This is a genomic window from Thalassovita mangrovi (assembly GCF_009857745.1).
Classification (GTDB): domain Bacteria; phylum Pseudomonadota; class Alphaproteobacteria; order Rhodobacterales; family Rhodobacteraceae; genus Thalassobius; species Thalassobius mangrovi.
Genome location: NZ_WWEN01000002.1, coordinates 544,043 through 555,780 on the forward strand (window position 1 = coordinate 544,043; position 11,738 = coordinate 555,780).

The 11,738-nt window shown below is 65.3% G+C and carries 10 protein-coding genes; 5 read left to right on the forward strand and 5 right to left on the reverse strand.

Features of this window, described 5'->3' with window-relative positions; genetic code table 11:
- The 4 genes from GR167_RS04400 to GR167_RS04415 all read right to left on the reverse strand — a co-directional run bounded on the left by GR167_RS04400 (window position 1) and on the right by GR167_RS04415 (window position 4,837).
- Entirely contained in the window at window positions 1-1,575 is a 1,575-nt protein-coding gene (locus GR167_RS04400; protein WP_160972219.1) for an AMP-binding protein, read from the reverse strand.
- Window positions 1,576-1,578: 3 nt separating this feature from the next.
- A complete protein-coding gene (locus GR167_RS04405; protein WP_160972220.1) occupies window positions 1,579-2,742 on the reverse strand; it encodes an isovaleryl-CoA dehydrogenase in 1,164 nt (387 codons plus the stop codon).
- Window positions 2,743-2,936: 194 nt separating this feature from the next.
- Window positions 2,937-4,130, reverse strand: a complete 1,194-nt coding sequence (locus GR167_RS04410; RefSeq protein ID WP_160972221.1) for a DegT/DnrJ/EryC1/StrS family aminotransferase — start codon at window positions 4,128-4,130, stop codon at window positions 2,937-2,939.
- A gap of 23 nt (window positions 4,131-4,153) precedes the next feature.
- The gene (locus tag GR167_RS04415) at window positions 4,154-4,837 is read right to left on the reverse strand and encodes an HAD-IA family hydrolase (protein WP_160972222.1); all 684 of its coding nucleotides are present in this window, start codon (window positions 4,835-4,837) and stop codon (window positions 4,154-4,156) included.
- Window positions 4,838-4,970: 133 nt separating this feature from the next.
- Here GR167_RS04415 and glmU point away from each other — a divergent pair, with 133 nt between their 5' ends.
- From glmU to GR167_RS04430, 3 genes are read left to right on the forward strand one after another with little or no spacing between them, the layout of a single operon-like run.
- Entirely contained in the window at window positions 4,971-6,326 is a 1,356-nt protein-coding gene (gene glmU, locus GR167_RS04420) for a bifunctional UDP-N-acetylglucosamine diphosphorylase/glucosamine-1-phosphate N-acetyltransferase GlmU (RefSeq protein WP_160972223.1), read from the forward strand.
- Window positions 6,326-8,146 (forward strand): glutamine--fructose-6-phosphate transaminase (isomerizing), encoded by a 1,821-nt coding sequence (glmS, locus tag GR167_RS04425; RefSeq protein WP_160972224.1) that lies wholly within the window; start codon window positions 6,326-6,328, stop codon window positions 8,144-8,146. The genes glmU and glmS overlap by 1 nt, the downstream gene beginning before the upstream one ends.
- Window positions 8,143-8,829: a DNA alkylation repair protein gene (locus GR167_RS04430; RefSeq protein ID WP_160972225.1), complete on the forward strand. Its 687-nt coding sequence runs from the start codon at window positions 8,143-8,145 to the stop codon at window positions 8,827-8,829. Before glmS ends, GR167_RS04430 begins: the two co-directional genes overlap by 4 nt.
- 61 nt (window positions 8,830-8,890) lie before the next feature.
- On the opposite strand, the gene GR167_RS04435 is transcribed toward GR167_RS04430, so the two are convergent.
- Complete coding sequence (locus GR167_RS04435) at window positions 8,891-9,340, reverse strand: hypothetical protein (RefSeq protein ID WP_160972226.1); 450 nt, start codon at window positions 9,338-9,340, stop codon at window positions 8,891-8,893.
- An 83-nt stretch (window positions 9,341-9,423) separates the two neighbouring features.
- On the opposite strand from GR167_RS04435, the gene moaA reads away from it, so the two are divergent.
- Both moaA and GR167_RS04445 read left to right on the forward strand, forming a co-directional pair.
- Window positions 9,424-10,431 (forward strand): GTP 3',8-cyclase MoaA, encoded by a 1,008-nt coding sequence (moaA, locus tag GR167_RS04440; RefSeq protein ID WP_160972227.1) that lies wholly within the window; start codon window positions 9,424-9,426, stop codon window positions 10,429-10,431.
- Window positions 10,428-11,711, forward strand: a complete 1,284-nt coding sequence (locus GR167_RS04445; RefSeq protein ID WP_160972228.1) for a 3-deoxy-D-manno-octulosonic acid transferase — start codon at window positions 10,428-10,430, stop codon at window positions 11,709-11,711. The genes moaA and GR167_RS04445 overlap by 4 nt, the downstream gene beginning before the upstream one ends.
- The last annotated feature ends 27 nt before the right edge of the window (window positions 11,712-11,738 follow it).

An 11,738-nucleotide genomic window follows, 5' to 3' on the forward strand; every position in this document is an offset into this window, starting at 1 on the left:
TCAAGTCTCCTCCGACTCGCGCATCGCGCGCGCTTTCAATTCCTTGCGGATCACCTTGCCCGTCACCGTCATCGGCAGGGCGTCTAGGAAGGCGATTTCGCGCGGGTAGGAATGCTTTGCCACCCGTTCCTTGGCGTAATCCTGCAGCTCTTTCGCCAGCGCCTCGCCCGGTTCGACCCCCGGTTTCAGCACCACGTAGGCCTTGACGATCTCGGTGCGCAGCGCGTCGGGCTTGCCCACCACGCCGACGGTGGCGACGGCGGGGTGCTTCAGCAAACCATCCTCGATCTCTGAGGGCCCGATGCGGTATCCAGCCGAGGTGATCACGTCGTCCTCGCGCCCGACGAAGCGCAGGAAATCGCCGTCCCAGGTGCCCCGGTCGCCGGTCAGCATCCAGTCGCCGAAAAACTTCTCCGCCGTTTCATCGGGCCGGTTCCAGTATTCCAGCATCATGCTGGCCGCGCCCTTGCGGATAGCAATATCGCCCTCGCCGTCGAAGGGAGTGCCGTCGCCGTCCAGCACCGCGATGTCGAACCCCGGCGCGGGTTTGCCAAGGCAGCCCGGTTTCGGGTTGAACAGGGTACCGCAGGAAGACGCCACCATGTTGCATTCGGTCTGGCCGTAGAATTCGTTGATCTGAAGCCCGAAGGCGCGGCGGCCCCAGTCGAGCATTTCCGCCCCCAAAGGTTCGCCGCCCGACGCGACCGAACGCAGCCCGGAAATGGCGGCATCCTCGGCCTTCAGCATCCTGAGCGCGGTGGGCGGGAAGAACACGTTTTTCACCCCCGCCACGTCGACGATGCGCTGGCATTCGGCGACGGTGAACTTGTCCATCCGTGCCGCCACCACCGGCACGCCCAGCGCCAGCCCCGGCATCAACACGTCGAACAGCCCGCCGATCCAGGCCCAGTCGGCCGGGGTCCACAGGCAATCGCCGCCCTGGCCCAGGAAATCGTGACTGACCTCGACCCCCGGCAAATGCCCCATCAGCACCCGGTGCGCATGCAGCGCGCCCTTGGGCGCCCCGGTCGTACCGCTGGTATAGATCAGGACGGCGGGGTCCTCGGAGCCGGTATCGGCGGTCTCGAACCGGGCATCGGACAGATCGCAGCTTTCGGGAACCAGCGATTGCCGCCCTGCCCCTTTCAGCCATTCGGTCAGCCCTTCGGTGCCGTCCGGGTCGGCGACGACCAGTTCGACCCCGGCATCGTCCAGCCGGGTGATCAACGCCTCGACCCCGAACAGCTTGAACAGCGGGATCGAGATCGCGCCGAGCTTCCAGCAGGCGATATGCGCCGCCGCGGTCCAGGGTGATTGCGACCGCAGCACACCGACCCGGTCACCGCGCTTTACCCCGCGCACCGCCAGTTCATGCGCCAGCCCGTCGGCCATCTGCCGCAACCGGCCATAGCTGATCCGCCGGGCCGTGCCGCCGGTCATGTCAATGATCGCCACCCGGTCGGGGGTGCGGGCGGCCCAGTCGTCACAGACCTGCGCCGCCATGTTCAGCCGCTCCGGGATGTCCCAACGGAAATCCCGGATCAGCTCACCATAGGTTTCAGCACGCGGCAGCATGGCTCAGCGCATCGCCGCCATCAGTTCGCGGCCCACCAGCATGCGGCGGATCTCGGAGGTGCCGGCGCCGATTTCCATCAGCTTGGCATCGCGGAAGATCCGGCTGACCGCGCTGTCCGACAGGAAGCCCGCCCCGCCCATCGCCTGCACCGCCTGATGCGACACTTTCATCGCTTCTTCGCTGGCGTAAAGCACGCAGGCGGCGGCATCCTGACGGGTCACCTCGCCCCGGTCGCAGGACTTGGCCACCTCGTAGACATAGGCGCGGGAGGAATTCATCGACGTATACATGTCGGCGATCTTGCCCTGCATCAGCTGGAAATCCCCGATCGACTGGCCGAATTGCTTGCGCTCGACCATGTAGGGCATGACCTCGTCCAGGCAGGCGGCCATGATACCGGTGCCGATCCCCGACAGGACCACCCGTTCGTAATCCAGCCCCGACATCAGCACGCGCACGCCCTTGCCTTCCTCGCCCAGCACGTTTTCGAACGGCACCTCGACGTTTTCGAAAACCAGCTCGGCGGTGTTCGAGCCGCGCATGCCCAGCTTGTCGAAATGGTTCGAGGTGGAAAACCCGGTCATCGACTTTTCGATGATGAAGGCGGTGATGCCCTTCGACCCGGCATCGGGGTCGGTCTTGGCATAGACCACAAGGGTGTCGGCATCCGGCCCGTTGGTGATCCAGTACTTGTTGCCGTTCAGCACATAGTACCCGTTGCGCTTCTCGGCCTTCAGTTTCATCGACACCACGTCGGACCCGGCCGAGGGTTCGGACATCGCCAGCGCGCCGACATGGGTGCCGGAAATCAGCCCCGGCAGGTATTTCTGCTTCTGCTCCTCGCTGCCGTTCAGCTTGATCTGGTTGACGCAGAGGTTGGAATGCGCGCCATAGCTCAGCGACACGGAGGCCGACGCGCGGGCGATTTCCTCGACCGCGATCACATGCGCCAGATAGGACATGCCGGCGCCGCCATAGGCTTCCGGCGTGGTGATGCCCAGCAGGCCCAGCTCGCCCATTTCCTGCCACAGCTCGTTGGGGAATGCGTTGGAGCGGTCGATCTCGGCCGCCATCGGCTTGATGCGCTCCTGCGCCCAGCGATGCACCATCTCGCGCAGCGCATTCACATCTTCGCCCAGGTCGAAATTCATCACGGCGTTGAACATGGTCCGGCTCCTCCATCCCGGTTAATGAACACTTGTTCAATAAGTGTCACAGCCCCCGAGTCGCGTCAAGCATGCCGTTGCAAAACGCAGCCATCCACGCATCGCGACGCATCACGATCTTCTTCTTTTCAAAAATATCCCGGGGTGAATGCGTTGAAATTTCTTGGAAATTTCAACGGAGAGGGGCAGCGCCCCTAGCCCGCCTGCCACACCGCGCCGACCTCGGCCCGGATGATCCGGGCCAGCAGCGCGCAATCGTCCAGGCTGAAGGTCAACGGCAAACGCATGTCGACGATCCCCTTCAGCACCCGGTCGGTCTGCGGCATCGCCTCGCTCGGCGCATAGCGCCAGCTGTCATAGCGGCTGGTGAATCCCGAAGGCTCCGCGCCGCCGAACCATTTCAATTCGACCCCGCGCGCCAGGCAGCGGCGCAGCACCTCGGCGATCTTCGCCTCGGACCAGTCCAGCAGCAGGAACTGGATCGACGATCCGACGTACTCTTCCGCCTCGGGCCGTTCGATCACCGTCAGGCCGGGCGTTCCCCGCAACCCGTCCTCGACCACGCGGTAGCGGTCGTTCCAACGATCGCATTGCCGGTCCAGATCACGCAGCTGCACCCGCAGGATCGCGGCGCGCAGATGGTCCATCCGGCCCGAGATATTGGGCGTGTCGTATTTGACCGCCTCGAACACCTCTGGTTCCGGCGCAGCCAGATGCCGGTCGTACAGCATGTAGGACCCCGACAGCATCACCGCGCGGGCCATCACCTGCGGATCGTCGCAGATCAGGAACCCGCCCTCTCCGGAATTCAGATGCTTGTAGGTCTGGGTCGAATAGCAGCCGATGATGCCATCGGTCCCCGACAGCCGACCGCGCCAGCGCGCGCCCATCGTGTGGGCGCAATCCTCGATCACCTTGATACCCGCGGCATTGCAAATGTCCATCAGCCGGTCCATGTCGCACAGATGCCCGCGCATATGCGACAGCATCAAAACGTCGGCCTGATCCGCCTTGGCCGCCAGGTCGTCCAGGTCGATCACCAGGCCTTCGGTCACGCCGACGAAAACCGGCACCGCGCCGACCGATGCGATGGCGCCGGGCACCGGGGCCAGGGTGAAGGCGTTGGTCAGAACCTTGTCGCCGGGCTTCACCCCGATGGCGCGCAGGGCGCAAGCCAGCGCATACCCGCCCGAGGCCACCGCCAGCGCGTATTTCGCCCCCATCGCCGCGGCGAATTCCTGTTCCAGCAGCGCAACCTCGCCCGCCTCGCCCGGCGCCACGTTGTAGCGGTGCAGACGGCCGGTCTTCATCACCGCGACTGCGGCGTCGATCGCCTCGTCCGGGATCGGTTCCTGCTGGGTGAAATTGCCGGTGAATCTTTCGCTCATGGGGTATTTCTGGGCCTTTGCGCCTAGTCCGTCAATGCGGGCACGCCGATCAGCCGCCGTACCTCGCCCGGCAGGGCGTCGTAATGATCAATCATCCCCTCGGGATCCAGATCCGCAACCGCCCGGCCATCCGGCCCGAAGGTGACCAGGATGCAGGGCACGCCGAGGGCCCGCGCGGTCTGCCGGTCGGTGATCGTGTCGCCGACGATCAGCGATTGCGCCGGATCGCCGCCCGCCCGCAGTGCCGCTTCGCGCAGCGGCGCCGGATCGGGTTTGCGCGTCGGCAGGGTATCGGCCCCGATCAGCGAAGCGAACGCCTTGCGTATGCCGAGCCGCGACAGCAGCGTTTCGGCCAGCTTTTCGGGCTTGTTGGTGCAAATGCCGACCTTGTAGCCGGTGGCGCTCAGCACCCCCACCGCCTCCATCGCGCCGGGATAGATCGTGGTGTAGCGGTCGATATCGGCCTCGTAGGCGCTCAGCAGATGCGGATACCACTGATCGACCTGCCCGGCCACGTCGCCATGCGCGATCCGTTCCAGCCCCAGCGTCAACATCGCCCGCCCGCCCATGAAAGCGGTCGAGGCATCCACCAGCGGGTCAAGAACGTCGCCGCGCCCCATCGCCCGGAAACAGGCATTGGCCGCCGCGATCAGATCGCCGCTGGTATCGGCCAGCGTCCCGTCCAGGTCGAAGATCACCGTTTGCATGACTGCCTCATTCCTCTTGGCGCTTTTCCGCCCGCTTCTGTTGCACGCCGCAATCACACGTGATGCAACGCGGCCTTGCGCTCTTGTGCCAAGCAGATAAAACGGGCGCAACGCAAATAAGAAGAGAAACGGCATGAGCACGGCAATGGTCATCCTCGCCGCGGGCATGGGGACACGGATGAATTCGGACCTGCCCAAGGTCCTTCACAAGGTCGCGGGCGCCCCCCTTCTGGTCCACGCGATGAAATCCGGCGCGGCGCTCGATCCGAAAAAGCTGGTGATCGTGGCCGGTCACGGCGCCGATGAGGTGGCCAAGGCCGCGCGCGACTGGGACGACCGCGCCGAAGTGGTGCTGCAAGAAGAACAGCTGGGCACCGGTCACGCCGTGCTGCAGGCGCGCGCGGCGCTCGAGGGCTTCGACGGCGACGTGATCGTGCTTTACGGCGACACGCCCTTCATCCAGCCCGAAACCATCGAAAACATCGCCGCGGCGCGGGCCCGCAACGACGTGGTCGTTCTGGGCTTCGAGGCCGCCGATCCGGGCCGTTACGGGCGGCTGGTGATGGATGGCGACACCCTGGACCGGATCGTCGAATTCAAGGACGCGACCGAAGAGGAACGCGCGATAACCCTTTGCAATTCAGGCATTCTCGCGGCAGAAAAATCCACCCTGTTCCGGCTGTTGGACGAGGTCGGCAACGACAATGCGGCGGGCGAGTATTACCTGCCCGACATCGTCGCGCTGGCCCGCGCCGCAGGGCTGTCGGCCACGGCTGTGACCTGTGACGAGGCCGAAACGCTGGGCGTCAATTCCCGCGCCGAATTGGCCGGGGCCGAGGCCGCGTTCCAGGCCCGCGCCCGCGCCGAAGCACTGGACAACGGCGTCACGCTGACCGCGCCCGACACCGTGTTCTTTGCCCATGACACCGTCATCGGCCGCGACGCCATCGTTGAGCCCAACGTGATCTTCGGCCCCGGTGTCACGGTGGAATCCGGCGCGCTGATCCGCGCCTTTTCGCATCTCGAAGGCTGCCACGTGTCGCGCGGCGCCACCGTCGGCCCCTATGCAAGGCTGCGCCCCGGCGCAGAGCTGGCCGAAGATGTGCATGTCGGCAATTTCGTCGAAATCAAGAACGCAGTTCTGGATGAGGGCGCCAAGGCCAACCACCTGAGCTATATCGGCGACGCCCATGTCGGTGAGAAAACCAATATCGGCGCTGGCACCATCACCTGTAATTACGACGGGGTGATGAAGCACAAGACCGAGATCGGTGCGCAGGCCTTCATCGGGTCGAACACCATGCTGGTCGCCCCGGTCAAGATCGGCAACCGCGCCATGACCGGCAGCGGATCGGTGATCACAGCGGATGTCGAAGACGACGCGCTGGCCATCGCCCGCGGCACCCAGGTGAACAAGCCGGGGCTGGCGGCGAAGCTACGGGAAATATTGAAAGCCAAGAAGGCGAAACGGGATAAAGAGGCAGGATAATGTGCGGAATTGTCGGGGTCCTGGGCGACCATGAAGCAGCGCCCATTCTGGTGGATGCGCTGAAACGGCTGGAATATCGCGGCTATGACAGCGCCGGGATCGCCACGGTGAACGAGGGCCAGCTGGATCGCCGCCGGGCAGTGGGCAAGCTGGTCAACCTGTCCGACCTGCTGGTCCACGAACCGCTGCTCGGCAAGGCCGGGATCGGGCACACCCGCTGGGCCACCCATGGCGCGCCTTCGGTGATCAACGCCCACCCGCACAAGGCAGGCCCCGTGGCCGTCGTGCATAACGGCATCATCGAAAATTTCCGCGAACTGCGCGCCGAACTGGCCGGTCAGGGCATCGATTTCGCCACCGAAACCGACACCGAAACCGTCGCCCTGATGGCCCAGTATTACCTGGAACAGGGCAACAGCCCGGTCGAAGCCGCGCGCAAGACCGTGGCGCGGCTTGACGGCGCCTTTGCGCTGGCTTTCCTGTTCGAGGGCGAAAATGACTTGCTGATCGCCGCCCGCAAGGGCAGCCCGCTGGCCGTTGGTCATGGCGAAGGTGAAATGTTCGTGGGCTCCGACGCCATCGCTTTGGCTCCGATGACCGACAAGATCACCTATCTGGACGAAGGCGACTTCGCGGTGATCACCCGCGAAAGCCTGGAAATCCGTGACGCCAATGGCGAACTGGCCAATCGCGAAATGCGCACCATCCACCTGGACGACGCGCGGATCGACAAGGGCGGCCACAAGCATTTCATGGCCAAGGAAATCGCCGAACAGCCGCTGGTGATCGGCGAAGCGGTGCGCCATTACCTGTCTGCCGACGGCAATTCGGTCGAATTGCCCGAAGATATCGATTTCACATCCATCAACCGGCTGACCATGGTCGCCTGCGGCACCGCCTTCTATGCCTGCCTGACCGCCAAATACTGGTTCGAACAGCTGGCGCAAATGCCGGTCGAGGTCGATATCGCCAGCGAATTCCGCTACCGCGAACCGCCCGTTCCCGGCGGCACCATGGCGCTGTTCGTCAGCCAGTCGGGCGAAACCGCCGACACGCTGGCCGCGCTGCGCTATTGCGATGGCAAGGCCGACAAGATCGTGTCCGTGGTCAATGTCGCCGAAAGCTCCATCGCGCGGGAAAGCGACCTGGCGCTGCCGATCCTGGCGGGTGTCGAGGTCGGCGTCGCCTCGACCAAGGCGTTTACCTGCCAGCTGACGGTGCTGCTGATGCTGGCGCTGAAAGCCGCCGAACAGCGCGGCACGCTGAGCGCCGAGGACATCGCCGACAAGCTGAGCGCCCTGCGCGGATTGCCGGCGGCGCTGAACACGGCGCTGGAACAGGACGGCGTCATCGCGGCGGCGGCGCAGAAGCTGGCCGAGACCTCGGACGTTCTGTTCCTGGGCCGGGGCCTGATGTATCCGCTGGCCCTGGAAGGCGCGCTGAAGCTGAAGGAAATCAGCTACATCCACGCCGAGGCTTACGCGTCCGGCGAATTGAAGCACGGCCCGATCGCGCTGATCGACAAGACCATGCCGGTGGTCGTCATGGCGCCCTATGACGCGCTGTTCGACAAGACTCGGTCGAACATGCAAGAAGTGCTGGCGCGCGGCGGCAAGGTGGTTCTGATCACCGACCGCAAGGGCGCCGACGATACCTCGGGCGATTCCTGGCGCACCATCGTGATGCCCGAGATCGACCCGATCCTGACCCCGATCCTCTATGCGGTGCCGGCGCAGTTGCTGGCCTATCACACGGCGGAAGCCAAGGGCACCGATGTCGACCAACCCCGCAACCTTGCCAAATCGGTGACTGTCGAATGACGCTGGACGAGGCACTGGAGGCGCTGAAGGCGCAGGTGGAACCGGGCCGCGCCGAAGGCATGGCCGAGTATCACAAGGTGCCGCGGACTTACCTTGGCATCCCCAACCCGGCGCTGAACGATCTGGCGAAGGACTGGCGGCAACAGCTGACGGTGGACGAACGCGTCGCGCTGGCGCGCGCGCTGTGGGACAGCGATATTTTCGAGGCCCGGCTGGCGGCGGCGAAACTGCTGACCCAGGCGCGGATCAGGCCTGATCAAGAAGCTTGGGACCTGATCAAGAGCTGGGTTCCCGATTTCGACAGCTGGGCGATTGCCGATCACGCGATGATGGCAGGGCAGAAACGGCTGCAGGCCGATCCCGCGCGCATCGTCGAGGTCGAGGAATGGACCCGGTCGGACAGCCACTGGACCCGCCGCGCGGCGATGGTGATCACCCTTCCCTGGACCAAGCAGAACCACCCCAAACCGGCCGATGTCGAGATTCGCGAACGGGTGCTGGGCTGGGCCGGGGCCTATGTGAACGATCCCGAATGGTTCATCCAGAAATCGGTGGCCTGGTGGCTGCGTGAATTGTCGAAACACGATCCCGACCGGGTGATCGCCTTCCTGCGGGAACATGGCAAGGCGATGAAGCCCTTCGCCCGCAAGGAAGCGTCGAAATACCTGCCGCCGAAAGCGTAACGGCGTTTTCTGCAACAGAAAACACGGGCGAAATCTGTCTCAGATTTCGCCCGCTCTCAAATCAGTCCAGAAAAACCTCGACCTCGGGCAACCCGGCCACCGGCGCGTCGAGCAGGCGCATCGCGCCAAGCGACAAGCGGCTGCCGGCGGTGACCGGCCCCTGGATCGGGATCAGGTCGACCTTCACCTCGCGCCCGTTGGCCGGATAGCGCACCCGGCCCCGGCCCGGCGCCGACACCAGCGGCGTTTCGATCCAGAACCCATCGCGCGCCGGATCGCCCAGCGATGCCACCGTGGTGCCCAGAATTCCCGATGCGCCGGGCTGTGGCGGTTGGGCGGGCTGGTCCAGCGACGTGACCTGCACCGCGTCGGGGGCAGGCAGCGGATCGCCGATCACGGGGCGCGGCTCGCTCACCGGTGCGCGTTGCCAGGGCGGCGTGCCAAGCAGCGGGACGTCGGTACAGGCCGACAGGGCGAAAGCGGGCAGAAGGATCAGGGCAAGCTGTTTCATGGGCTCACGCTACGACCTTTCGGCGCAGCGATCAATCACATCCGCCCTTGTCGCGGCGGCTTTCCGCCCCTAGGTTCTGCACCATGAAAACGCCCCTGATAGACCCCTTCCAGCGCGCCATCACCTATCTGCGCCTGTCCGTTACCGACCGCTGCGATTTCCGCTGCGTCTATTGCATGTCGGAAAACATGACCTTCCTGCCGAAGAAGGAATTGCTGACGCTGGAGGAATTGGACCGGATGTGTTCCACCTTCATCGGGCTGGGCGTCGAAAAGCTGCGCATAACGGGGGGCGAACCGCTGGTGCGGCGCGGCATCATGACCTTCTTCAACGCCATGACCCGGCATCTGGACAGCGGCGCGCTGAAGGAACTGACGCTGACCACCAACGGATCGCAGCTGGAAAAATACGCCGCCGACCTGTGGGCGGCGGGGGTGCGGCGGATCAATATCTCGCTCGACACGCTGAATGAGGCGAAATTCGCCGACATCACCCGCTGGGGCCGCCTGCCGCAGGTGATCCGCGGCATCGACGCCGCGCAAAAGGCCGGCATGCGGGTCAAGATCAACACCGTGGCGCTGAAGGGCTTCAACGACGTCGAACTGTTCGACCTGGTCGAGTGGTGCAAATCGCGCGACATGGACCTGACCTTTATCGAGGTCATGCCGATGGGCGACATCGGCAACGAAGACCGGCTGGATCAGTATTGGCCGCTCAGCGATCTGCGGGCGCAGCTGGCCGAACGCTACACCCTGACCGATCTGGCCGAACGCTCGGGCGGTCCGGCGCGCTATGTGCGGCTGGAAGAAACCGGCCAGAAAATCGGCTTCATCACGCCGCTGACGCATAATTTCTGCGAAAGCTGCAACCGGGTGCGGCTGACCTGCACCGGCGAGATTTACACCTGTCTGGGCCAGGAAGGCATGCAGGACCTGCGCCCCGCCCTGCGCGATCACCCCGGTGACGACGCCCCGCTGGAAGCGGCGATCCGGGCGGCCATCGGGATGAAACCCAAGGGCCACGATTTCGACTATTCGCGGCAGGAAGTGTCGGGCAAGATGTCCCGCCACATGAGCCACACCGGCGGATGATACGTATCAGCGGCCTGATGCGGCTTTACCTGGGGCTGACCGCGCTGGCGCCTGGGCTGCTGACCCGCGCCGCGCGCAAGGCGCATGTCAAACAGGGCGGCGATCCGGGGCGTTTCGGCGAACGGCTGGGCCGGGCGACGGCGCAACGCCCCGAGGGACGGCTGATCTGGTTTCACGCGGCCTCGGTCGGTGAATTGCTGTCGGTGCTGAAACTGGCCGGGGATCTGGCTGCCGACACGGGCTCGCACCTGCTGTTCACCACCGCCACCACCACCGCTGCCGATCTGGCCGCCCAGCGGATGCCCGAAGGTGCGATTCACCAATATCTGCCCGTCGACAGCGCCGCCGCCGTCGACCGATTCCTCACCCACTGGGCGCCCAACATGGCCTGTTTCGTGGAAAGCGATCTGTGGCCTCGGCTGGTGCTGCGCAGCGCGGCGCGCGGCATTCCGATGGCGCTGATCAACACCCGCTTTTCGAAAAGCCGCGCCAGGACCCCGCGCACCTCTGCCGCACTGCTGGACCGGTTCGCCCTGATCACCGCGCAGGATGAAGCGGCGGCCGATCAGCTGCGCAGTCTTGGCGTCCCCCCCGCCCGCCCGCATGTGCCCGGCGATCTGAAAGCTGCGCTGCTGCCGCCGCCGGTGGATGCCGCCGCCCTGTCCGATCTGCAACAGGCAACAGGTACCCGCCCGGTCTGGATCGCCGCCTCGACCCATGCCGAGGACGAGCCCGAAATCCTGGCCGCCCATGCGGCGGCGCTGAACGAACGTCCCGACCTGCTGCTGATCCTGATGCCGCGCCACCCCGAACGGGCGGCTGAGATCGCGGCATTGCCGCAAATGGCCGGGATGCGATGGGCGCAGCGGTCGAAATCCCAGACGGTCACCGACGACACCCAGCTCTATCTCGCCGACACGCTGGGCGAGATGGGCGCGTTCCTGAGCCTGTCGCCCGTTGTCTTCCTCGGCGGCTCCTTCGGGAAACAGGGCGGCCACAACCCGTTCGAACCGGCGCAATTCGGCGCGGTGGTGCTGCACGGGCCGCATGTGGCGAATTTCGCCGAAAGCTATGCCGAAATGGCCGATGCCGGGATCGCGCATCAGGTGCCGGATGGCGCCGAACTGGGCCATGCCGTGTTGCATTGGCTGGAAGCCCCGGACCTGCCCGCGCGGCAGGCCGCCGCCCGCGCCTTCATGGCCGACAAGCAGCATATCGCCGAGGAAACCCGGGCGCTTCTGCGCGCGCTGCTGCTTGCCCATCCCGGCGCCGCCGCCTAGGGTCGCCCGCGCGAACAACCGGACGGA

What these genes read in the sequence shown, in the direction of transcription:
- glmU (WP_160972223.1), top strand. Translation starts at nt 4,971, where the DNA reads ATGAGCACGGCAATGGTCATCCTCGCCGCGGGCATGGGGACACGGATG.
- glmS (WP_160972224.1), top strand. Translation starts at nt 6,326, where the DNA reads ATGTGCGGAATTGTCGGGGTCCTGGGCGACCATGAAGCAGCGCCCATT.
- GR167_RS04410 (WP_160972221.1), bottom strand. Translation starts at nt 4,130, where the DNA reads ATGAGCGAAAGATTCACCGGCAATTTCACCCAGCAGGAACCGATCCCG.
- GR167_RS04400 (WP_160972219.1), bottom strand. Translation starts at nt 1,575, where the DNA reads ATGCTGCCGCGTGCTGAAACCTATGGTGAGCTGATCCGGGATTTCCGT.
- GR167_RS04405 (WP_160972220.1), bottom strand. Translation starts at nt 2,742, where the DNA reads ATGTTCAACGCCGTGATGAATTTCGACCTGGGCGAAGATGTGAATGCG.
- GR167_RS04415 (WP_160972222.1), bottom strand. Translation starts at nt 4,837, where the DNA reads ATGCAAACGGTGATCTTCGACCTGGACGGGACGCTGGCCGATACCAGC.
- GR167_RS04435 (WP_160972226.1), bottom strand. Translation starts at nt 9,340, where the DNA reads ATGAAACAGCTTGCCCTGATCCTTCTGCCCGCTTTCGCCCTGTCGGCC.
- moaA (WP_160972227.1), top strand. Translation starts at nt 9,424, where the DNA reads ATGAAAACGCCCCTGATAGACCCCTTCCAGCGCGCCATCACCTATCTG.
- GR167_RS04445 (WP_160972228.1), top strand. Translation starts at nt 10,428, where the DNA reads ATGATACGTATCAGCGGCCTGATGCGGCTTTACCTGGGGCTGACCGCG.
- GR167_RS04430 (WP_160972225.1), top strand. Translation starts at nt 8,143, where the DNA reads ATGACGCTGGACGAGGCACTGGAGGCGCTGAAGGCGCAGGTGGAACCG.